This window comes from Bacillus sp. AK25, from assembly GCF_048270685.1.
In the GTDB taxonomy this organism is placed as follows: Bacteria; Bacillota; Bacilli; order Bacillales; family Bacillaceae; genus Bacillus; species Bacillus altitudinis.
Window position 1 is genome coordinate 2,945,641 of the sequence record NZ_JBLUWC010000001.1, and the last position, 22,417, is coordinate 2,968,057.

The window sequence follows — 22,417 nt, forward strand, 5'->3', positions numbered from 1 at the left end:
ATTTCAATCCTAAAACAAGAAAAAACGATCTCCTTTAGAAAAGAAAATCGTTTTTTGGTTATTTTACAGATGGTGTTTTCTTTAGGATAATCGCAATAGTTGTTCCTTGACCTAATTCACTTTCTACTTGAATATCGCCATCGTGCAGCAAGACAAGCTCTTTTGCAATCGCCAGTCCTAATCCTGTTCCATTTGTTGGATCATTCGTATTTGTCCCTCTATAGTAACGATTAAATAAATGATCCACCGTTTCTTGCGCCATTCCGCGTCCGTTATCTTTCATTTCGATTCGAACTTCATCATTTGTTTCAGATAGAACAGCTTGAATAAGAGTACCTTTCTGGTTATGCTTCACTGCGTTCGCCAGCAGGTTCTCAATGACTCGTCTAAACCAGGCTTTATCGATCTCAAACATGACACCCTCTGTTTGATTTTCAAAGGATGATAAATAATCTTCTGAAAGCGTGCTTCTTGAAAACTCGTCCATAATGGAGGCTAAAAATTCACCAAGTTCAACAGGTTTTCGATTAATAGGCAATGCACCATTTTTCAATCGATACGTGAGGTTTAAATCCTCAATCAATGTCGACATGTATTCTGATTTCTCACGAATGACTTGTCCCATTTCCATGACTTCTTCCTTGGACCATTGGTATTGATCTGATTCTAGCATTAATCCATAGCCGTAAATCGTGCTAAGAGGCGTTTTTAGATCATGAGACAGCCCTGCGATCCATTCTTCCCTTGTGGTTTGAATTTTTCTTCGGTTTGCTTCATTCTCTTTTAACGTATTGGTGAGCTGATCCATTGTTTTGAGGATATCCTCAAACAGCCTGTACTCCCGCTTAATACGGCCCTTTTTATTTTTACTTACTGGAATACCTTTTCTATTTGTTGGCTCCTGCAATTTATTTCTTGATAAGAAAATCAGCCAGCGGATAATGTGATAGATTGGTAGCCCATAGCGATACGAGTACCATAAAGTCATAACGATAATAATCGTGAGCGCAAGACCTGCAATCAAGAGCGTTGTATATTGGTTTAAAGCCTCTGTCTCCTTATCATAAAGCTCGTCTGGGCTGTATACTTTGTTTGGCACCGAAACAATCATATACAGATCCTTATTCACTTTGATATAAGACAGGTCGCTTCTAAACTCCCAAGGCTTCGATTGATACTTGAGCAGTTCAACATCCGTTACGTTATTTTTCAAATTACTTTTGGCTCGGATACCTTTTAAGTATTTTCCTTCTTCATTAAACAGATGCACCGATCCATTCATTCTTTTCAAAAATTCTTTTGTTTCAACCGAATATTGAGACAATGCAGCTAGATTTTTCTCATGCTGCTTGAGATAATTGGCTACCTTTGTGCTGTTCGTTTTAAATCCATATAAGACGATAAAGCTTTCTTGATCAATCTCAATTGGCCAGAAGTACATCTTGTAATCTTTAAATTGTCTTTTTTCAAAGATTTTGATCATTTCATCCTTTTGATAAGATGTTGGAATGTTTTTAGGGAGTTGATAGCTATAGACGTTGTGTTTTTTGGAATCAATCACTTGTAGCCAGCCATCACGTTTTTCCACTGCTTGTTTGAGCTGATCATCGGCTTCCATTTTTCCATCCTCGTTAAAATAAAGCCAGCTCATGAGTGTATCTCCATCTGCCTTCGTTAAACCAGTTTCAGTCATATTCTCATAGCGCTTTTGAAAATAAAGATTTTCAGAGAATGTTTGCCCGATCGTCAGAATGACGATGACAATAAACATTTGTCCGACAAAGTGAAAGAAAAGTTTTGTTCGTAAATTCATAAACTATTGAAGAACCTTCACAGGTTGGGGAATGAACTTATAGCCCATACCACGGATCGTCACAATATATTCAGGCTGACTTGGATCTAACTCTATTTTTTCTCTCAGCTTTCGGATATGAACCATGACGGTGTTGTTGTCACCATATGACGGTACACCCCATACTTTCTCATAGATTTGATCTTTTGAAAGTACCACATTCGGATGATCACAAAAATACTTCAGCAAGGACAAAAGTTGAGCTGAGCAAGCCGTCACCTTTCCCCTTACTTTCAACTCTGCTGCATGAGGATGGTACGAGAAATGAGCATATTCATATTGACTGTGCGCTTCTTCCTGCTCCTCCTGTAAGGAGATATATGTTCGGTTTAAGTGCGCCTTAATTCTAGCTACTAGCTCTAACGGATTAAATGGCTTTGTGATGTAATCGTCTGCACCTTGTGCAAATCCAGTCAATTTGTCTACATCAGACGTTCTTGCTGTTAAATAGAAAATTGGTGCCTTCGTCATTTTCCTGATGTCAGGCAGAACATCAAAGCCAGACTTACCGGGCATCATCACATCTAGAAGTAAGAGGTGGATGTCCTCGTTTTTGACAATATCTAATGCTTCATCTGCATGATAGGCCTTATAAATATGTTGAAACCCTTCTTTTTTTAATACGCGTTCAACCATTTTTACAATTGCTTCTTCGTCATCTGCAATCAATATTTTTGCTGTTTCCACGCATCTCTTTCCTTTCTAGCTATGATCTCTAACCGTATATTACCATTGTCCAAAGTAAAAAAGTACCTCTTTTCTGCATAAAAGCGAAAAAAGATCAACTGGAGAAAATGGCATAACAAGGTAATATCAAAAAATGCAAAAAAACCCGGTCATACATACCGAGTTTTTTGTCCATCTATTATCCGTTCACAGCTTCAAGTTTTCTTTCATGATTCATTAAGTCATATGTTAAACAGATCGGCTTATTCGTTCTCGGATCAAGAACAATTTCTGCATCGATGTGGAACACCTGACTGAGTACCTCTTTTGTCATGACCTCATGAGGTGTACCCTCTTTAATGACTTTCCCTTGATTGAGGGCAATCATGTAATGCGAAAAGCGTGCAGCATGATTCAGGTCATGAATCACCATCAGCACCGTTCTGCCCTGCTCTCTGTTTAAGCGTTCTAATAGCTGAAGGATCTCCAGCTGATGAGCAAGATCTAAATACGTCGTTGGTTCGTCTAATAAAAGCAGCTCTGTTTCCTGAGCGAGTGCCATCGCAATCCATACCCGCTGACGCTGTCCACCGGAGAGTGCTTCAATTGGCCGGTCATGAAATGCAATCATTCCCGTCTCCTCAAGTGCCCATCTGATGATTCGTTTGTCCTCATTTGATAAACGGCCAAATCCATTTTGATGCGGGAAACGTCCATATGACACAAGCTCATAAACGGTCAGACCACTTGGTGCCTCAGGCGTCTGCGGTAAAATGGCCATTTGTTTTGAAATTTCTTTTGTTGGTGTTTGATGGATCGCCTGGCCATTTAAATAAACAGCACCTTGATGGGACTTCATAATACGAGACATTGTTTTTAAAATCGTTGACTTCCCGCACCCATTCGGTCCAATTAATGTCGTCACCTTGCCTTTTGGGATGCTGATATTTAAATCGTCTACAATCAAACGGTCATGATAGCCAATACAAAGCTTTTCTGTTTCTAGTGAATTCATCTGTTATACTCTCCTTCCTCATTAGTTCGTTTTCATCAATAAGTAAATGAAGTAAGGTGCGCCTAAAGCAGAAACGACAAGTCCAACGGGCACCTCTGATGGAGCAAGTATGACACGCCCAAGTGTATCTGCAAGTAATAACAGCAGTGCACCAATCATAGCGGACGCCGGGATCATTCCTTGATGTTTCGGACCAACTAGCTTTCTTGCGAGGTGTGGTGCCGCTAATCCTAGGAACGATATACTCCCTGCAACAGCGACACTTGCACCGGCTAATGCAACTGCAATCAGCATGAGAAAACTTCTTTCTTTATGAACTGAAATCCCTAAGCCATAAGATATCTGATCACCCAAATTCATGATATTTAAGTAGCGTGCCCTCACCATCGCTAATACAAGAAAAATCAGCATCCACGGCACGACTGATAAGACATATGTCCAACTTGAGCCCCAAATACTTCCTGACAGCCATACAATGGCTTGGTTAAAATCATTTGGGCTCATCTTTAATTGAATAACCACAATCGCTGCTGAAAATGCAGCATTGATCCCAATACCAGTTAAAATCAATCGAACAGGTGTAATGCCCTTTTTCCACGCTAGCACATAAATGAGAAATGCAGCAAAGGCGGCACCTACGAAAGCGAAAAGCGGCAGTACAAATATCGAAAAATCACCTAAGTTCGACATCGAGCCCTGAAAGGCAAAGATAAACAAAACCACCGCAAAGCCTGCACCCGCATTTACACCTAAAATGCCGGGATCAGCTAAACCATTTTGAGAAACACCTTGCCAAATGGCACCTGATACAGCGATAGAAGCGCCAACAAGTAAAGCGATGACCATCCTTGGTAGTCTGAACTCGAATAATACAAGCTCATCCATTTCACTTCCGAGTCCAAAAAATGTTTTGAATGTATCCATTGGAGAAATCCGAATCTCTCCGGTATTTAAACTAATCATGAACACAGCCACGATCGCTAAAAAGATCATGAGCATCGTTCGTTTGTATTTCTTTTTCTTTGCCTGCTGCACCATTTCCATTTAAATTCCGCTCCTTTCACGTCTCGCTAAATATAAGAAGAAAGGAACGCCTATAATGGCTGTAATGGCACCAACTGGCGTTTCAAACGGCGCATTGACAAGCCTTGCCGCAATGTCTGCATAAATGAGCAAAATAGCCCCTAAAATAGCTGAGCAAGGAATAATCCAGCGATAGTCAACGCCGACCAAGAAACGCGTAACATGAGGAATCACAAGCCCGATAAAGCCAATAGAACCTGCAACTGACACGGCTGCACCTGTTAAAAGGATCACGACCAATATGCCAAGTACCTTGACTGTTCGTGTATATTGTCCAAGCCCTTTTGCTAATTCATCACCTAAGCTTAAAACCGTGATGGAGCGGGCAAGAATCATTGCGATGATCAGTCCTACAGCCGCAACTGGAATGATGATCTTAATATTGCTCCAATTCACACCAGCCACACCACCTGCGTACCAAAAACTCATATCTTGCGCGACGTCAAATCGAATGGCAATCGCTGAGGAGATTGAGCTTAAAAGTGCGCCAACAGCCGTACCGGCTAATGCGAGCTTCACAGGAGTAAGTCCTCCTTTTGAAAGGGTTCCAACCCCAAATACAATAGAGGCGCCAAGTGCTGCACCCAAAAATGACCAAAGAATTAATGTAAAAGAAGATTGGCCTGGGAAAAAAGCAAATGCAATGGCAATCGCAAATGCAGAGCCATTTGTCACACCCATGATTTCAGGAGACGCAAGCGCATTTCTTGTCATGCCTTGCATGATGGCACCCGATACTGCTAAAAAGGCACCAACAAGTGCGGCACCAACTGTACGCGGTAACCTCAGTTCCCTAATGATTTGATGTGAGGTTTGTTGTGAATCAAAATGAAAGACGGCTTCCCATACCGTGTGTAAATGAATGTTTGCCGCTCCTAGCGATACTGATAAAAAAAGACCAAATGCTAAAGCAATGATTCCTATGATGACAACAGCTGCTGTACCAAAAGGCTTTGTCACAATATCTATCGCATCATCTTTAGCTGACAGCTGTTTATTCGATTGTGAGCCCAAAACCAGTCTCTTCCTTTCCGTTCATATCTATTCGTTATTAGTGATAATGATTATCAATCTCGGAGTCTAGTATATCACTTTCTTCACGTTTTGAAATCCTTGTTCTGATAAATTTCTTTATTTTCATCAAAAAACCGGGAGAATTTCACCATTTTCATTTTGGTCATAAAATAGCCGATGCATTTTTTCTTCTATCATGTTAAGATATAATCGCGAATGAGAATCATTATCATAAGCAATTGAATAGGAGCGAACTTTTGTGAAAAAACGAACTGGACTTCTTTTGATTTTCTTCATGACCCTTATGATTTTTACTGCTGCTTGCGGCAGCACTTCCAATAAAGAATCGGGAGCCAAAAAAAATGCCACGATCACCTATCAAGATGTAAAGGGTGAAGTGAAACTGCCTCAAAACCCACAACGAATTGTGCTTCTGGCGGAAAGCTATTACGGGGATCTCGTCACACTCGGCAAAACCCCAATTGCTGCCACTGCGCCCATCTTTAAAAACCCTTTCTATAAAGGAAAAACAGACGGAGTGAAAAATATTGGAAAATCCCCCTCTGTTGAGAAAGTAGCCTCTTTGAAGCCGGATATGATCATTGCTTGGGGAGAAGATGAGAAATTTGATCAATACAAAAAAATTGCCCCTACAGTTGCCATTCAATACAATCAATATTCGTTTAAAGACCAGCTAAAAGAATTCGGTAAAATGACAGGCACATCAAAAAAAGCAACGGATTGGATCACAAAATGGGATGCCAAAATTGCTGAAGTGAAACCAAAAGTAACAAAAGCTGTAGGAAACAAAACCGTTTCGATCGTATCACCATTCGATAAGGGCATTTACATTTTCGGTAACACTTTTGCACGCGGTGGTGAAATCATTTATGACGAGCTGAAATTAAAAGCTCCGAAGGCTGTCCAAAAAGAAGCCATCGACAGTGGTGTCGGTTATGCAAACATTTCTCTTGAAAAGCTTCCAGAATTTGCAGGCGATTATATTTTCACAAGCCCATGGAGCGGTTCAAAAAGTAATGGCGATCAAGTGTATAAAAGCAGCATCTGGGCATCACTTCCTGCTGTGCAAAACAAACGCGTATTTGAAACAGATACAGTCGGTTACTTCTTTAATGACCCTGTGTCACTAGAAGGTCAGCTCGAATTTATTGTGGATCGATTAACATCTGCCTCATAAAAAAATACGTTTCTCCAATGCTGGAGAAACGTATTTTTTAAACTGTACCTTTGGCAAATTTTTTGGACATGAATGGGTAGAGTAAAATGCCAACTAAGAACAATCCAATACCAAGACCAAATGTTTTTAAATCAGCTGTACCTGAAATAATGACCCAAGCAGAATACCCCATAGCCACAAGCGCAATGATCCCGTCTCTTGTCCGGTTTCCTTTTTGGAGCTCATATGTGTCACCTTGCATGATGACCTTAAAGCTGTAGATCGACGACACGATATACGGAATGAGATACGCAAGTGTCGCTGATGTTGTTAAGAAAGTAAAGGCTTCATTAATCGTACGTGACATGACTGAGAAAATAAACAGCTGTGACATGATATTTGTGACAGTCAAAGCAAAAACAGGACTGCCTTTTTTGTTTGTTTTCGCAAACACTGCTGGGAAATCGCCAGCTTTTGCTGCTTGATAAGGGACTTCAGAACCAAGCAAAATCCAGCCAAGCATCGAACCAAATAAACAAATGATCGCAAGAAGTGCCATGACAATGCCGCCAGCCGGTCCGATAATGAGCTGAAGCACGTCTACGAATGGTTTATCAGAACCTTGCAATTGATCATGCGGCAGAACGCCCATTGTAATCAAGGTAATAATCATATAAATAGACAGTGCTATTAAAAGTCCTGTAATCGTCGCACGTTTGACATCACGCTGCGAGGAAGCTCTTCCTGATAAAATGACAGCAGATTCGATGCCGATAAATGCCCATAGTGTGGAAATGGCTGCATGATGAATTTGGCCTCCAAGTCCGAGCACTCCTTCACCACTTGCTGCTTCAACAGGGAAGTAATAATGTTCAAATAATGCTGTTTGGAATGCAAATAAGCCTGCGACAATAAAAAGGACGAATCCAAGCACCTTTGAAAAGGTCGTAATAAAGTTCAGCTTACTTGCTGCGCTTAAGCTTGTAATTAAAATCGTATGAGTCCCCCATAGAAGGATTGTACATACGATAAACGTTGTGAGCTGACCAAGTGTGATCGCTTCTTTTCCAAAAGTAAAGACCTCCGTTTTCACGGTTAAAATTGGGAAAAAGGTTGTTAAATAACCAGCTAGGCTTGTGATAATGGCGACATTACTAATCCAGCTTGCCACCCAATATCCCCAAACCATTGTAAAACCGGCTGCTTTTCCTTTTTTCGGATCTTTAAAAAGCGCTCTTGCATAGCTTTGTGGTCCAGCTGTTAGCTGCGGTTTATGAATGGACAAATGTCCAAACACAAAGGCAATCATCAGTACGCCGCCACCTGTGACAAGCCATGCCATCGTCACACCTAAAGGACTTGCATGCTGGGCAAGTGTACTAGGCAGCATAAAGATGCCTGAACCTACCATATTTCCGACGACAAAAGCCGTCAATAACCAAAAACCCCATTTTTTTGTCTGTTCCATTTTCGTACCTCCGTTATATTCACTTTGGACCAGACCCGGCAGTATCTTCATTGATATATTTGTGAAGCAATGACTTGCATTCTTTATGTTCATGTTGGGTCACTTTCTTACCAGCATACCCTTTTCTTAGGCAATCAGAACATAAAAAAAAGCCTGAACAAAAGTCCATGCTTTTCAAAACATACACCTTGATCTCCGGATAGCCCTCCACGCTTCAAAGACGTGGCAGTCCTGCATTTGTTCAATGCAGACCCAGCATAAAGAAAGTTGGAGCTCTCTCTACACTTCGGCGCTGATGCCTTTTTTCTCATGATCAACGATTCCATCTCTCCCATGAGTGACTCATCATCCGCGCAACCTCTACCTCACTGAGACATAGCGTGAGGATTTCTATTCATTTTTACTACACGAAGGTTATCAAACATTCTCATATCTGTCAAAGGGAAAAACATAGAAAAAAGGCAGAGAAATGATTCTCCGCCTTTTTGTCAGCTTATTGATGGTTGTTTTTCTTCTTTTGGACAGCTTCTTGAAGCGGATCGCCTGCTAGTTCTTTACTTGCTTCTTCTAACAGCTGATCTACCTGCTGATGGTCTTTCTCGCTTTTCGCCTTTTTATCCTTTTGGAAAAATGACATCGCTATTTCCCCCCTTTTCATAAAATGCCTTTGCCTGTTTAATTTGTGCTACAGCGCTCAGCATTATACAAAGAGGAGCGGTTCATTCATCGTGAAAGGTCTGTCTCATTTTTTGCAAATACGTTAGAAAGGTCTTTAAGTCTTCCTCTGTGAAGTCTGACATCATATGCTGAATCACCTTTCCAAAAAGACGTGTATGCTTTTCGTAAATAGCCACCCCTTTTTCCGTGGCTTCTAGCCGGACAAGGGAATGATCGTCCTTGTCCCTCTCTCTCTGAATGTAGCCTTGCTCACATAATTTATTGAGGGCAATGGAAGCGGCACCTGGGTTGAGAGAGAGTCTTTGTTTGAGATCTTCAGCATGTGATACTTTTCCTTGTATCAATATAGAAAGAGCATATATCTGTGGAGGCGTGATGTCTTTTTCTAACTCAAGTAACTTGCGGTTTAATTTACGGCTGACTTCATAATGTACAAGAACAATTTCTTTTAAAATGTCTGCATTACTCATCCGAATCGCATCCTTATCGTTAGTGTCAACATGACTTCCTTCTTATTATAGAATGTTTTTCTAAACAGCCAACTATTTTATCCCATTTTTCTTTAGAAATAAGCCTTGCTGAATGAATTCACCCTTGATATAGTGAGTACTTGAACAAAAAACAGAACAGGAGTACGCATCATGACAGGAAAAACACATATTATGGGCGGAATTGCCGCCTCCACAGCCGTCGCCTATTATTACGGATTCGAACCAGTGACGATGGCTGCTGCTGGATCAGTAGGTGCCCTCATCCCAGATCTATGTCATACGAAAAGCAAAATCGGCAGGAAATTCCCGCTCCTTTCCACACTGATCAGTAGTCTATTCGGGCACCGCACCTTTACACATAGTTTATTATTTCTGCTGATCATTTATTTTATTGCGACAACATACATTCCAAATGACAGCCTCAGTACCGGGTTACTAGTTGGGATGGCAAGCCACCTCATCCTTGATGCAGGCACAGTGAACGGTATTAAATTTTTGTTCCCTGCAACCATGAAAGTACGTCTCCCCTTTTATGTCAAAACAGGCAGCACAGGAGAACAAGTCGTACTAGCTGCTCTCACCATTGTCACCTGCTATTACATGGCTGTCATTTGCGGAATATCCATCCCATTGCCGTTTTAGAAAAAGAAAAAAGAGTTTTGCAAAAAAGCAGGATATGAATTGATCATTCCTCATTTTTTTAGTAGTTTTAAGATAAGTGTTTTTGCCTTGCAGCTGAATACAGAATGGTGAGGAGTTACATAAATGAAAGCGTTTTTCAAAAATCACTGGTTTTTAGTGTACTCCATCCTCTTTATGTGGATGAAAACATACATCATTTATCAATTCGGATTTCATATACGAACGGCCAATCTGTTTCACGAATGGCTGCTTTTGATCAATCCACTTAGCTTTTTGCTCCCTTTGTTTGGGATTGCTCTTTTCTTAAATGAAACGAAACAAAAGGTCTTTTTATTGACCACAAATTTTATTTTGACAGCCATTTTGATATCGAATACGATCTTTTACGGTTTTTATATTGATTTCATTACCATTCCTGTCTTATTTCAAGCAAAGAACATGGGAGATATGGGCAGCAGTATGACTGAATTGTTTCATCCGCTATTTATACTCATGCTGATTGATTTTGTGGTGCTGGCATGGCTCTTAAAACGGAAACCGCTATCACCAAAAGCGTCTTTTAAGACGATCAAAACATACTATGTGGTTTGCTGCAGCTTGCTATTGTTCCATGTCAGCTCAGCTTTGATGGACCACCCTCGATTTTTGACAAGCTCATATGATCGAGAAGTCATTGTACGAAACCTTGGGCTGTTTCAATTCCATTTGTATGACGGTGCCGCTCAAACAGCACGAATTGGACAAAAAGCCTTTGCTGACGAAGATACACTTTCAACAGTGGCAAACTACACAAAAGCTGATTACAGTGCACCGAATGAAGACTACTTTGGACTTGCTAAAGGCAAAAATGTCGTGTTCATTTCACTTGAATCAACGCAGCAATTTGTCATGAATCAAAAGGTGAATGGACAATACATCACACCATTTTTAAATCAACTTGCCAAAAAAAGCTTCTATTTTGATGAATTTTATCAGCAGACAGAGCAAGGCAAAACGTCGGACTCAGAGTTTATCGTCGCAAACTCCCTCTATCCATCTAGCAGTGGCGCTGTCTTTTTCACAGCGAGTGACAACGAATATGACACACTGTACAAGCAATTGAAAAAAGAGAATTATCAATCCGTCCAATTTCATGCGAATAATAAAACGTTCTGGAATCGTGATGTGATGTATGAATCTCTTGGGATTGACCGCTTTTATGATGTCGATTCATTTGATGTCAATGAACAGAATTCGACTGGCTGGGGCTTAAAGGATATCGACTTTTTTGACCAATCCATTGATTATTTAAAAAAGCTGAAGACGCCTTATTACAGCACGTTTATTACCTTAACCAATCACTTCCCATTTGAAATTGATCCAAAGGATCAGTTCATTGATGAATACGATTCGACTAGCACCATTTTAAACCGATATGTGACCACCGTCCGCTATCAAGATGAAGCCATCAAAAGGTTCTTTGAACGAATGAAAGAAGAAGGACTATATGAAAATACAATGTTTGTCCTCATGGGAGACCACTATGGCATTTCAGAAGCACATCATGAGGCAATGGCAGAACTGCTGAAGCAGGATGAAATCACACCGTTTGATGCAGTTAAACTGCAGCGGGTCCCTTTTTTGATTTATATTCCTGGGGTGACAGACGCGGCCCCTCAAACCATTTCTGAAACAGCCGGTCAAATGGATGTCAAACCAACACTTCTTCATTTACTCGGCATTGAATCAAAAGATGCCATTCAATTTGGGAATGATCTTTTCTCCAATGAACGGACGCCGTTCGCTGTGCTGAGAAACGGAAACTTTATTACGGATGATTATCTTTATACGAAAAACACGTGCTATGATCAAAAAACAAAACAGCCTGTTGAACAAGACGAAGTATGTCAGCCTTATATAGAAAAAGCCAATAAAGAGCTGTCTCTATCAGATAAAGTAATCAACGGGAACTTACTACGTTTTTATCAGCACTAAAAGCTGCCCTCTGGCGGCTTTTTCTTTTCTCTTTTCCTGAAAGCCTATGAATGGTCAAATAAGTTTGATTATAATAAAGGATACACATGATGTTGAATGATAAAGAGGTGTGATCATGAAATATTTATTCTTAACCTTCGTCGCCATCTGTTTGCTCCTGACTGGGTGTCAAACGGAGTCGACGTCACCAGATCAAAGCAAAAAGACAGAACTTGTGATTTCAGCGGCGGCAAGCCTGCAGGATGCTTTGAAAGAGATTGAATCGGCCTATGAAGATGATCATCCAAACGTGACACTCACGAATAATTTCGGATCATCCGGCGCATTGAAGCAGCAAATCGCTCAAGGAGCAAAAGCGGATCTCTTCTTCTCAGCAGCTGAAGAGCCTTTTGATGACCTTGTTCAATCCGGCGACATCGATCAGGATCATACAAAGGATGTCATACAAAATGAGCTTGTCCTCATCGTGCCAAAAGAAGGTTCTTCTGCTATCAAAACCTTTCGCGATGTTCAGCACATAAAAGGAAAGTTAGCGCTTGGCACACCTGAATCTGTTCCTGCTGGTACATATGCAAAAGAGATTTTCACAAAACTGAATATATGGGACCAAGTGAAACAAAACGCTGTCTATGGCAAGGATGTTCGTCAAGTATTAAACTATGTCGAAACAGGAAATGTGGAAGCTGGTGTCGTGTATAAGACGGACGCGCTCGTTTCTCGCAAAGTAAAGATAGTAGATGAGGCAAATCAAGACATGCATTCCCCCATCATTTATCCTGTTGGCATCGTCAAACAGACCGAACATATGAAGGAAGCGAAAGCATTTTTTCAATATCTCCAATCAGATCCAGCCGCAGCGATTTTTAAAAAGTACGGCTTTCAAGTGAAATAAAGCCGATGCTGACCGAAGATTTTCTTTCACCTATCTGGCTGTCCGTACAAGTGGCTGCTTTCAGCGGATTATTGGCTGTCGTTTTAGGAACGTCCATTGGTTTTTGGATGGCCCGTACATCTTTCAAAGGGAAAATGATCGTGGAAACGCTCCTCATGATGCCGCTTGTCCTTCCGCCAACGGTCGTAGGATTTCTGCTGCTCGTTGCGTTCGGGAAGAACAGCGTGATTGGACAAGCCATTGAATGGATCTTCCATCAGCCTGTCATCTTCACTTATTGGGCAGCGGTCATTGCATCGACGGTTGTCGCATTCCCACTCATGTATCAATCAGCGAAAGCTGGTTTTTCTACGATTGAGTCAGACATTGAAGGTGCTGCAAAAGTTGATGGTGCGCATTCTTTCCAGGTCTTTGCCTATATTACCGTCCCACTCGCACTGCCATCTCTTCTCTCTGGTGCAGTTTTAAGTTTCGCAAGGGCCTTAGGAGAATTTGGAGCGACTTTAATGTTCGCTGGCAACATTCCTGGGAAAACGCAAACCCTCCCAACAGCCATCTATGTGGCGATTGATTCTGGACGAATGGAACTTGCGTGGGCTTGGACGATTTGTATTGTGATCCTGTCTTTCCTCATGCTGTTGGCTGTGCGCCGAAACAGGAATTAAAAATCCCCTTCTCAAAAAGAGAAAGGGGATTCAGATTGTTGACAAAGGGCTAAAATGAACTTGATTTTAACCCTTTGTCTTCTTTTCAGCGTGATAGAAAACCTTTGCTAGTCTAGGAAGCACCAGTACTCACTGACAAAATATGCGAGGGTTTGTCTACACGCTGAGGGAATTTTATATTTATTCAAACCCAACCGTCATCGTTTCTGGATTAGACCCGACACGTTCGTTATTATTAAGTGCATTGATTTTTTCCATGTCTTCTTGTGAAAGCTCGAAGTCAAAAATGTCGGCATTTTGTTTAATGCGTTCTTCATTGATTGATTTTGGAATAGTGACAACGCCGCTTTGCAGATCCCAACGCAAGATCACTTGAGCCACAGATTTGTTGTATTGTGCTGCAATTTCCTTTAATACGTCATGATCCAAAAGCTTCCCTTGCATCAGCGGAGACCATGCTTCAATTTGAATGCCTTTTTCTTTCGCATATTGTCGTAATTCGACAAGTGTCAGTTTTGGATGAAACTCTACTTGGTTCACCGCTGGAACAACCTCTGCATCTTTTAACAGCTCTTCTAAATGCTGCACGTAGAAGTTGCTGACACCAATCGCTCTTACTTTTCCATCTTTATAAAGCTTCTCAAGCGCACGCCATGTCTCTTTAAACGTGTCTGCATTTGGTCCAGGCCAATGAATCAAATAGAGGTCTAAGTAATCAAGACCGAGCCTGTTTAAGCTTGCATCGAATGCAGCGAGTGCTTTGTCATATCCTTGATCTGTGTTCCATACTTTTGACGTAATGAACAATTCTTCTCTTTTGACGCCAGATTCTTTAATGGCTTTCCCTACGCCTGTCTCGTTTTTATAAACGGCAGCCGTATCAATGCTGCGATAACCGTTTCGTATGGCTGCTTTGACGGCATCAACCACTTGGTTGCCGTCCTCCACTTTGAATACACCTAAACCAAACCATGGCATTTCTACTCCGTTATTTAGTGTTACGGTATCATTCAAGCTTTTGACCATGTTAACAACCACCTTTTCATAGATTCCATCTTTTTCATTATCTCATGTTGCGTTTGAAAACTCTATTATCAGGCGTTTCTCTTCGCTTCAATCGCTAGTAGCAAAGCACCTGTCATACCTGCCTTGTCCTCAAGTCCAGGAGAGACAATGTATGTATCAAGCGGCGGCATGTCGACATAATCATTGACATACGCAGCCAGCTTCTCTCGAATGAGCGGAAATAGCTGTTTTTGCTTCATGACGCCTCCACCCATTATGATGCGTTCTGGGCTTAATATCAGCGTGTATTGCATTAATGCCTGTGCTAAATAATCTGCTTCAAGAGACCAAACTGCTTCTTCTTCGGTAAGCTCTTTAGCCGGCTTTCCCCACCTTGCCTCAATAGCTGGTCCTGCCGCCAGTCCTTCTAAGCAAGTACCATGCGCTGGGCAGACACCTGCAAACTGATCTGATTCATGCTGCCTGACCAGGATGTGTCCCATTTCTGGATGTGAGTGACCGTGGAGAAGCTCATGTTTCACAACAGCCCCGGCACCAATCCCCGTACCGACCGTGATATACAGACAGCTGCTTAGCCCTTTGGCGGCCCCTTTTGTCAGTTCACCTAATGCTGCGGCATTGACATCTGTCGTAAAGGACACCGGTACGCCTAATTGTTTCTCCAGCTCAGGTATCAACGGGTAATGCTTCCATTCAACTTTCGGCGTATTCATGATGTAACCGTAAGAAGGATCGTCTTTCTGGACACAAATCGGTCCAAAGGAACCGACCCCTAATGCTGCAATTTCATGTTGCTGAAAAAATGGAATAAGTGATTGGATGGTTTTTTCCGGGTGCTCTGTTGGAATGGTTAATTCCTCTATGATATCCCCATGCTCATTGCCAATGGCACAGCAGAACTTTGTCCCACCAGCTTCAATCGCTCCGTAATATGTCATCCTGCATCTCCCCCTGCTCGTCTCTTTTTTTCATCATAAAACATAGGGGAGAAGATGACAACATCATGTATTGGTCAGTAAGACTGCTTCCATGTCATTGATATACTCCCTTAAATGATGGGCAATATCACGATTGATTTCGCCATTTTCATATAAGGTTTGGATTTCATTACGAATCGTCTGTACGGCTTGGAAGTTAAGCTCTTTCTTCTTCCGGTCAAACGTACGATCCTTTTGCTGGAAGAAAGAAGGACCATGTTCACAGCGGAAAATTACTTGATTGTAAAACCCAATGACTTGATGACACGTTTGTTGATTGTCTTCGGTCATATGGTGCTTAATAGAATCCACCGCAGCTTCAGCCGTTTTCTTACGGATTTGTTTATACGATTCCTCGTTTTCTAATATGCCGCTTGAAATACGCTGATGCGGACGCCACAATTGAAGCCATTGTAGTAAGCGCAGAAACTTCACTTTTGAGAAACGAATTTTAAAGGAGTTGGAATAGAGCATTTCCAGCTCATGAAATCTCTCTTGCAGCTCATATGCTTCTTCTTTGTCAATTTTCTCTTCCTCGATCAACTGCTGAAGTTTCATCTGTTCTGCTTTAATGCCGTGCAGTCTGATTTTTCTCTCTTGTTTTCTCATACCAAACTGGTACGGTTCCCGCTGAATATTTCTCAGCTTCATTCGGTAATCATTGATGAGTGCAAGGGAGACTTCTCGATTGTCTTCATTCATTCCTTCTTTTAGGGTTTTAATGGCACTTCTCAGCAGCTTCCGTTTCGCGTGCTGAATCTTTGTATCTAAGTCCACATCCACTTGCTTATCTTTTTTCTCCGATAAAATAGGCAGTAGCACACTCGCTAAAATGAGTGTACATAAAATGACGCCTGCTGCGAGGAAAATAATTAAATGGCGCTCAGGAAATGGTGACCCGTCGGCAAGCGTAAACGGGATGGAGAAAGCACCCGCTAATGTAACAGCACCACGAACACCAGAGAATGTCATCAGCATAGAAGCACGCAGCTTCGGTTTTTTCGCATTCTTCTTTTTCGATACACTCCAGTTTCCTGCCCAGAACAGCCAAACCCATAGGAATCTGAGAATCATTAGACAGAATGTAATGATTAAAATGTAACTGATGACCTGCATATTATTAAAGGCTTCATCTTGGAAAATGACAGTCGATACATCAGGAATTTGTAACCCAAGTAAAACGAAAACAAGGCCATTTAAAATAAATAAAATAATATTCCACGTGTTTGAAGAAGCAATTTGCAGTTTTGCTAAATTCGCTTCCATTCGGTCTTGCTCGATGGCATGTGTCACACCACCGGCAACAACGGCTAAAATGCCGGATACGCCAATTTCTTCCGCTGCTAAATAAATCACAAACGGCGTGAGGATTTGCAGGATGATGTGCATTGTGACATCGTCCATGCCTAAACGGCGGAGAAAATAGCGGAAACGAATGATAAAAAACGACAGAATAAATCCAGTCAATAATCCGCCAGCAGCAATCAGAACAAAGCTAAAGGATGCCTCAGCAATGGAAAATGCCCCTGTAACCGTTGCAGCAATAGCAAATTTAAAGGCAACAAGTCCTGACGCATCGTTCATCAGCCCTTCGCCTTCCAGCAGTCTCATGATCCCCTTCGGCATATTCACACGGCTGGAAAGGGCACTTACAGCAACGACATCTGTCGGTGATAAAATCGCTGCAAGCGCAAATGCAGCTGGAAGTGGTATGCTTGGAATCATCCAATGGATGGTATATCCTGCGACAATGACTGTCGCAAATACGAGCCCTAAAGCTAATAGAAGAATGGGCGCTCTTAATTTCCACAGCTCGTCCCTAGGGGTACGCTTCCCATCATTAAATAACAGCGGTGCAATGAATAAAACGAAGAATAGCTCAGGATTTAAAGAAATATGTAAACCTGAAGGAAAAGCTGCGACCAATATCCCTAAACCCACTTGGATTAATGGAACTGGAATAAAGGGCAGAAAACGATTGATAATATTAGATGATGCAATGAGTGCTAGTAGTACGAGCACTGCCAAAAAAATCTCCAAGTACATGTCCCTCCCATTTCATTTTTTCCGTCATGTTTTGCTTACATGCAAAGATGTGTTCATTTCTTTCTGATCCATCCGTTCGGTCATGAGCATTTCTTTAGTATCCCGCAAAAAGCGAAACCAACACATAACAATCCATCTAGGCAAAAAAAGACTGAATCTACATATTCAGTAAAATGACAACATTTTCATCTCATGTATTGTTCCAATGATGAATAAAGAACCTACTTTTATTTTACACGAAAACAGCTTGACCTGCTGACATCAAGCTCGAATAACACATAAAAAAAAGAGCGACACATCGCCCTCTTTTCGTTTTACCCTTTATTTAAAAAATAAGACCTAGCGGGAAGCCGCCATTTGAATAAGTAGGAACAAACCCTGCATATAACGAGGATGACAAACAGCAGATATAAAGCAAGCTCTCCTTGCGCTAAGCCGACTCCGACGAGTAAGCCGCCAAGGGCTGCCCATACTGCGTAAATCTCTGCTTTTAGCACAAGTGGCTTTCGTCCTGCTAATAAATCACGCACAATGCCGCCGCCGCTTCCAGTCAAAATGGCTGCCACAATGACCGCACTGAGCGGGAGCTCTCTTTGTACAGCAAATAATGCACCTTGAATCGCAAAGGCTGCTAAACCGATCGCATCCGAGAAATTCCCCCACGTGCTCCAGTGCTTGAGCAAAAGCTTTGGAAATAGAAACACGATCGTAATGGATACAAGGGCAATGGTAAACATTTTGCCCTGCGACCATAAAGCAGACACCGGAAGACCAATTAATAGATTCCGAATCGCTCCCCCGCCAAATGCTGTGACAATCCCTAAAATGTACACACCAAGAATATCGTACTCTTCTTCCATTGCGACAATCGCACCACTAATGGCGAATGCCACAATGCCAATAATACTTAACACTTCCCATGCCATTTTCCGCTTATCTCCTTACCATTGTCTGATCATCTAACACTCTCCCCTTAATGTATATCTGACACAAATGAAAAGCAATACAAATTTTCTTTAAATTTTATCTTTTTGCAAAAATAAAAAACAGCCTGCTTAAAAGCAGGCTCAGATTGTTGACAAAGGGCTAAAATGAACTTGATTTTATCCCTTTGTCTTCATTTCAGCGTGATAGAAAACCTTTGCAGTCTAGGAAGGACGAGTACTGGCGCGGAGCGAATTTGACATTCGTGAGCACCAGCACGCAGGACTGACAAAGAATGCGAGGGTTTGTCTACACGCTGATAGCCTGCTTAAAAGCAGGCTATCTCCTCAATCTTCTTTTGCATTTAAAAGCAGCATACTAATGATGATCAGAATAAATGCAATGAGAGCTAAGAGTGGAATGGTGATAAAACCAAACCAGTTCAGATAATCAACGGAACAAGGAATACCGCTTAGACAAGGACGAATCGATGCAAAGCCTGGAATCTTTTGTTCCATATAATGATAGATGGAAAAGCAAGCACCAATCCCGGCCAAAGGGAGAACGTAGTACTTCACTTTGACATCGCCACGGAATGTAGCAATTCCAAGTAAAAGCACAAGCGGATACATGAAAATGCGCTGAAACCAGCACATATCACATGGAATAAACTTCTTTACTTCGCTTAAATACAGGCTGCTCATCGTCGCCACAATCGAGACGATCCAAGCGCTGTATAAGTAAATCAGTTTATTCTTCATGATTTTTTCCCTTTCAGCTCTTGATCAATTAATTCTTTGATTTCATCATAGTCATAAAAGTTTTGGACTTGTTTATTGTTAATGAAAATAGTTGGTGTTGCATTTACTTTGTATTGATTCACCAGCTGATCATCTGTGTTCAACTGTGGCTGATATGTTTTCTTTGATAGGTTATCTTTCAGCTTGTCCGTATCAATTTTCGTTGTCTTCTTCGCCAATTCGGTGAGCTTTGCTGGCGTTACCCATTCTGCTTCACTATCTGGTTGTGCGTTGTAGACCGCTTCATGAAATGCCCAGAAGTTTTTCGGATCTTCTTTCCACACTTCTTCAGAAGCCAGTGCTGCTAATACCGCACCGTCCCCATGAACAGGCAGTGGTAAGTTAATAAATGAGAAGGATACATCGCCTTTATCTATGTAGTCTGCTTTCAATTTTGGGAAAATGTCTGTCTCAAATGATTTACATGATGGACATTTGTAGTCCCCAAACTCGACAACTTGCACTTTTGCCTTTTGATCTCCCATGAAAGGCTGTCCTTTAATAGACGGCTTACTGTCGACTGTTTGTGCTTCTTGGCTGTTGTTGTTACCGATCACAACGAAAATACCGATGAGAAGAGCTGCAATGATGGTTAATATAACTGCAAACTTGATGGATGAAGATTGATTATTTTTTTTACTCACAAAAGCACCTACCTTATCTTTTTCATTCCTTCACAAAGAAAAAGGATAACAGCTCAGGAAAATGCCATTATCCAACTTCTTCTATTTTAACAACTGGGGGTCTATTATGAAAGACGCTATTCATGAATTTTTCCTTACAATTTTATTTCATGACCCTCATCGCATTTAAAACAGCCAGTACAGTGACACCAACATCCGAGAAGACGGCTTCCCACATCGTGGCAATACCGAATGCACCAAGTATGAGAAAGACGGCTTTCACCCCAAGAGCAAACGCAATATTCTGCCATACGATGGCTCTCGTTCTTTTAGCGACAGCAATAGCTTCCGCTACCTTCGATGGCTGATCTGTCATAATCACAATATCAGCTGCTTCAACTGCTGCATCTGAACCAAGCCCACCCATGGCAATACCTATATCCGCTCTTGCCAAAACCGGTGTATCGTTTATGCCATCACCAACAAACAATAATTTGTCTTGAGATGCTTTTTTCTCATACATGTCTTCGATTTTGGCGACTTTATCCTGTGGCAATAATTCAGTGTGAACTTCGTCAATGCCGATCTGCTGTGCGACTGCATTTCCTACTTGCGAAGCATCTCCTGTAAGCATCACGGTTTGAATGCCCGCAGCTTTTAGAGAAGATATCGCTTCAACTGCATCGTCTTTTACTTCATCTGCAATCAAGATCGATCCCGCAAACTCACCGTCTATTGCTAAATACACAACCGTTCCGCTTCGTTTTTCTTTTTCAAAAGCAATGCCCTCTCGTTCCATCAGGCGATGGTTACCTGCCAATACATGAGCTCCGCGAATTGTCGCTTTGATCCCATGACCCGCAATATCCTCGTAAGATTCGATCTGGCTCTCATCAAGAGACGCTCCGTAAGCCGCCTTAATCGATTCTGCAATCGGATGCGAAGAATGCGCTTCTGCCAGCGCTGCAAAAGAAAGCAATTCCTCTTCTGACCATTTCTCATTTGCTGCTTCGATATGAGTAACTGTAAAGTTCCCTTTTGTCAAAGTACCTGTTTTATCAAACACCGCATAGCGAACAGAGTTCAAGGCTTCTAAGTAATTACTGCCTTTCACTAAAATGCCTCGTTTTGATGCGGCACCAATTCCGCCAAAGAAACCTAATGGAATGGACACAACGAGAGCACATGGACACGAAATGACAAGAAAGACAAGTGCCCGGTACACCCAATCAGACAATTGAGCTGATGGGATGAGAAGCGGTGGTACAAAGGCAAGCAATAAAGCTAGCACGACCACAGCAGGTGTATAATATTTAGCGAACTTTGTGATAAAGTTTTCTGTCTGCGCTTTACGGCTGCTTGCATTTTCCACTAAATCCAAAATCTTCGTAACCGCTGACTCACTGAGCTCTTTTTGCACTTCAATTTCAAGAATGCCGTTTTGGTTCACAAATCCAGCAAGCACATCTTTTCCTGCTTCCACATCTCTTGGAACAGACTCCCCAGTTAGTGCAGAGGTATCCACAAGAGAATAACCGTCTATCACGCGTCCATCTAAAGGAATTTTTTCACCTGGTTTGACGACAATACGGTCACCAGCTTTGACTTCTTCCGGCTTTACCTTTTTTGTTTCTTGCCCCACTTTGAGGTTTGCGTATTCTGGACGGATATTCATTAATTCGCTAATTGATTTTCTAGAGCGATTCACAGCTGCCCCTTGGAACAGTTCTCCAATTTGGTAAAACAGCATGACTGCCAGTGCCTCAGGATACTGCTGAATCACAAAAGCACCAACTGTAGCTATGGTCATTAAGAAGTTCTCATCAAATACTTGACCGCGCACAATATTTTTCAGTGCTTTCAAGACAACATCTCCGCCAACTAGTAAATACGCGGCGAAAAACATGATGAACTTCAGTAAGCCATTGTCAGGTATAAAATAAGCCGCCGTTCCAATGACTGCACCACCAATTAATTTCAGTACAATCGTTTTTAAATTCTTTGTTCCATGATCGTGATCGTGGTGATGTCCTTCTTCTTTTGGTGATACACTCACATGAGGTTCAATGGACTGAACGGTTTTTTCAATACGCTTTGACATCGTTTCTTGTGCATCAGCATGTGTCACAGTTAATGTACCCGTCGCAAAATTAATTGAGCAAGCTTCCACTCCTTCGAGTTTGCTGACACCTGTTTCAATTTTACGTGCACAGTTTCCACAATCGAGACCGCTTAATACGTATTCATCCTTCATCTTTTTCATGTTCTCACCTTTTTCTATATAAGTAGCCTTCCCTGATTCAATCAAACCTATCAGCTGCTGTAGATATTATATATGAGCACATATTCATATATTGAATTACCCTTATTATATGAGGAGTTCTTACAAACTGTCAATCATTTA

At 41.6% G+C, this 22,417-nt stretch carries 20 protein-coding genes and 1 riboswitch; of the genes, 5 read left to right on the plus strand and 15 right to left on the minus strand.

The window, feature by feature from the left end; translation table 11 throughout:
• Positions 1-58: 58 nt before the first annotated feature.
• From ACNO7B_RS15385 to ACNO7B_RS15405, 5 genes are all read right to left on the minus strand, one after another.
• On the minus strand, positions 59-1,813 hold the full coding sequence (locus tag ACNO7B_RS15385; protein WP_417901677.1) for a sensor histidine kinase: 1,755 nt from the start codon (positions 1,811-1,813) through the stop codon (positions 59-61).
• Between the two features lie 3 nt (positions 1,814-1,816).
• Complete coding sequence (locus ACNO7B_RS15390; RefSeq protein ID WP_017359250.1) at positions 1,817-2,539, minus strand: response regulator transcription factor; 723 nt, start codon at positions 2,537-2,539, stop codon at positions 1,817-1,819.
• Between the two features lie 178 nt (positions 2,540-2,717).
• Entirely contained in the window at positions 2,718-3,533 is an 816-nt protein-coding gene (locus ACNO7B_RS15395; RefSeq protein ID WP_007500265.1) for an ABC transporter ATP-binding protein, read from the minus strand.
• Between the two features lie 21 nt (positions 3,534-3,554).
• Entirely contained in the window at positions 3,555-4,577 is a 1,023-nt protein-coding gene (locus tag ACNO7B_RS15400; RefSeq protein ID WP_142155976.1) for a FecCD family ABC transporter permease, read from the minus strand.
• A complete protein-coding gene (locus ACNO7B_RS15405; RefSeq protein WP_008347113.1) occupies positions 4,578-5,630 on the minus strand; it encodes a FecCD family ABC transporter permease in 1,053 nt (350 codons plus the stop codon).
• Positions 5,631-5,889: 259 nt separating this feature from the next.
• Here ACNO7B_RS15405 and ACNO7B_RS15410 point away from each other — a divergent pair, with 259 nt between their 5' ends.
• Positions 5,890-6,828, plus strand: coding sequence for an ABC transporter substrate-binding protein (locus ACNO7B_RS15410; RefSeq protein WP_058213612.1), 939 nt, complete (start codon positions 5,890-5,892; stop codon positions 6,826-6,828).
• Positions 6,829-6,865: 37 nt separating this feature from the next.
• Here the strand turns inward: ACNO7B_RS15410 and ACNO7B_RS15415 are convergent, their stop codons facing one another.
• The 3 genes from ACNO7B_RS15415 to ACNO7B_RS15425 all read right to left on the minus strand — a co-directional run bounded on the left by ACNO7B_RS15415 (position 6,866) and on the right by ACNO7B_RS15425 (position 9,423).
• Positions 6,866-8,275 carry an amino acid permease gene (locus ACNO7B_RS15415; protein ID WP_025207968.1) on the minus strand — a complete coding sequence of 470 codons (1,410 nt, stop codon included), beginning with the start codon at positions 8,273-8,275 and terminating at the stop codon, positions 6,866-6,868.
• 192 nt (positions 8,276-8,467) lie between these two features.
• Positions 8,468-8,646: riboswitch (Lysine riboswitch) on the minus strand.
• 122 nt (positions 8,647-8,768) lie between these two features.
• A complete protein-coding gene (sspJ, locus tag ACNO7B_RS15420) occupies positions 8,769-8,912 on the minus strand; it encodes a small acid-soluble spore protein SspJ (RefSeq protein WP_008347117.1) in 144 nt (47 codons plus the stop codon).
• An 82-nt stretch (positions 8,913-8,994) separates the two neighbouring features.
• Entirely contained in the window at positions 8,995-9,423 is a 429-nt protein-coding gene (locus ACNO7B_RS15425; RefSeq protein ID WP_410684516.1) for a MarR family winged helix-turn-helix transcriptional regulator, read from the minus strand.
• A 171-nt stretch (positions 9,424-9,594) separates the two neighbouring features.
• On the opposite strand from ACNO7B_RS15425, the gene ACNO7B_RS15430 reads away from it, so the two are divergent.
• From ACNO7B_RS15430 to modB, 4 genes are all read left to right on the plus strand, one after another.
• Complete coding sequence (locus ACNO7B_RS15430; protein WP_417901678.1) at positions 9,595-10,086, plus strand: metal-dependent hydrolase; 492 nt, start codon at positions 9,595-9,597, stop codon at positions 10,084-10,086.
• 123 nt (positions 10,087-10,209) lie between these two features.
• Positions 10,210-12,060, plus strand: a complete 1,851-nt coding sequence (locus ACNO7B_RS15435) for an LTA synthase family protein (RefSeq protein ID WP_035389390.1) — start codon at positions 10,210-10,212, stop codon at positions 12,058-12,060.
• A gap of 115 nt (positions 12,061-12,175) precedes the next feature.
• On the plus strand, positions 12,176-12,952 hold the full coding sequence (gene modA, locus ACNO7B_RS15440) for a molybdate ABC transporter substrate-binding protein (protein ID WP_417901679.1): 777 nt from the start codon (positions 12,176-12,178) through the stop codon (positions 12,950-12,952).
• 5 nt (positions 12,953-12,957) lie between these two features.
• Positions 12,958-13,617, plus strand: coding sequence for a molybdate ABC transporter permease subunit (gene modB / locus ACNO7B_RS15445; RefSeq protein ID WP_417901680.1), 660 nt, complete (start codon positions 12,958-12,960; stop codon positions 13,615-13,617).
• Between the two features lie 180 nt (positions 13,618-13,797).
• Here modB and ACNO7B_RS15450 read toward each other — a convergent pair whose 3' ends face one another.
• The 7 genes from ACNO7B_RS15450 to ACNO7B_RS15480 form a co-directional block, all read right to left on the minus strand.
• Positions 13,798-14,643, minus strand: a complete 846-nt coding sequence (locus ACNO7B_RS15450) for an aldo/keto reductase (RefSeq protein ID WP_017359243.1) — start codon at positions 14,641-14,643, stop codon at positions 13,798-13,800.
• Positions 14,644-14,711: 68 nt separating this feature from the next.
• Positions 14,712-15,581 carry an ROK family protein gene (locus tag ACNO7B_RS15455; RefSeq protein ID WP_224564130.1) on the minus strand — a complete coding sequence of 290 codons (870 nt, stop codon included), beginning with the start codon at positions 15,579-15,581 and terminating at the stop codon, positions 14,712-14,714.
• Positions 15,582-15,644: 63 nt separating this feature from the next.
• On the minus strand, positions 15,645-17,660 hold the full coding sequence (locus ACNO7B_RS15460) for a Na+/H+ antiporter (RefSeq protein WP_039963778.1): 2,016 nt from the start codon (positions 17,658-17,660) through the stop codon (positions 15,645-15,647).
• 320 nt (positions 17,661-17,980) lie between these two features.
• Positions 17,981-18,592 carry a trimeric intracellular cation channel family protein gene (locus tag ACNO7B_RS15465; protein WP_410684509.1) on the minus strand — a complete coding sequence of 204 codons (612 nt, stop codon included), beginning with the start codon at positions 18,590-18,592 and terminating at the stop codon, positions 17,981-17,983.
• Positions 18,593-18,937: 345 nt separating this feature from the next.
• Positions 18,938-19,351 (minus strand): disulfide oxidoreductase, encoded by a 414-nt coding sequence (locus ACNO7B_RS15470; RefSeq protein ID WP_007500241.1) that lies wholly within the window; start codon positions 19,349-19,351, stop codon positions 18,938-18,940.
• The gene (locus ACNO7B_RS15475; RefSeq protein ID WP_410684507.1) at positions 19,348-20,034 is read right to left on the minus strand and encodes a DsbA family protein; all 687 of its coding nucleotides are present in this window, start codon (positions 20,032-20,034) and stop codon (positions 19,348-19,350) included. The genes ACNO7B_RS15470 and ACNO7B_RS15475 overlap by 4 nt, the downstream gene beginning before the upstream one ends.
• Before the next feature lie 142 nt (positions 20,035-20,176).
• Complete coding sequence (locus ACNO7B_RS15480; protein ID WP_335352111.1) at positions 20,177-22,276, minus strand: heavy metal translocating P-type ATPase; 2,100 nt, start codon at positions 22,274-22,276, stop codon at positions 20,177-20,179.
• Positions 22,277-22,417: the final 141 nt, after the last annotated feature.

Excerpts from the sequence above, each read along its gene's own strand:
- sspJ (WP_008347117.1), bottom strand. The coding sequence starts at position 8,912 with ATGTCATTTTTCCAAAAGGATAAAAAGGCGAAAAGCGAGAAAGACCAT.
- ACNO7B_RS15430 (WP_417901678.1), top strand. The coding sequence starts at position 9,595 with ATGACAGGAAAAACACATATTATGGGCGGAATTGCCGCCTCCACAGCC.
- ACNO7B_RS15395 (WP_007500265.1), bottom strand. The coding sequence starts at position 3,533 with ATGAATTCACTAGAAACAGAAAAGCTTTGTATTGGCTATCATGACCGT.
- ACNO7B_RS15465 (WP_410684509.1), bottom strand. The coding sequence starts at position 18,592 with ATGGCATGGGAAGTGTTAAGTATTATTGGCATTGTGGCATTCGCCATT.
- modB (WP_417901680.1), top strand. The coding sequence starts at position 12,958 with ATGCTGACCGAAGATTTTCTTTCACCTATCTGGCTGTCCGTACAAGTG.
- ACNO7B_RS15385 (WP_417901677.1), bottom strand. The coding sequence starts at position 1,813 with ATGAATTTACGAACAAAACTTTTCTTTCACTTTGTCGGACAAATGTTT.
- ACNO7B_RS15435 (WP_035389390.1), top strand. The coding sequence starts at position 10,210 with ATGAAAGCGTTTTTCAAAAATCACTGGTTTTTAGTGTACTCCATCCTC.
- ACNO7B_RS15400 (WP_142155976.1), bottom strand. The coding sequence starts at position 4,577 with ATGGAAATGGTGCAGCAGGCAAAGAAAAAGAAATACAAACGAACGATG.
- ACNO7B_RS15415 (WP_025207968.1), bottom strand. The coding sequence starts at position 8,275 with ATGGAACAGACAAAAAAATGGGGTTTTTGGTTATTGACGGCTTTTGTC.
- ACNO7B_RS15470 (WP_007500241.1), bottom strand. The coding sequence starts at position 19,351 with ATGAAGAATAAACTGATTTACTTATACAGCGCTTGGATCGTCTCGATT.
- ACNO7B_RS15480 (WP_335352111.1), bottom strand. The coding sequence starts at position 22,276 with ATGAAAAAGATGAAGGATGAATACGTATTAAGCGGTCTCGATTGTGGA.
- ACNO7B_RS15450 (WP_017359243.1), bottom strand. The coding sequence starts at position 14,643 with ATGGTCAAAAGCTTGAATGATACCGTAACACTAAATAACGGAGTAGAA.
- modA (WP_417901679.1), top strand. The coding sequence starts at position 12,176 with ATGAAATATTTATTCTTAACCTTCGTCGCCATCTGTTTGCTCCTGACT.
- ACNO7B_RS15455 (WP_224564130.1), bottom strand. The coding sequence starts at position 15,581 with ATGACATATTACGGAGCGATTGAAGCTGGTGGGACAAAGTTCTGCTGT.
- ACNO7B_RS15425 (WP_410684516.1), bottom strand. The coding sequence starts at position 9,423 with ATGAGTAATGCAGACATTTTAAAAGAAATTGTTCTTGTACATTATGAA.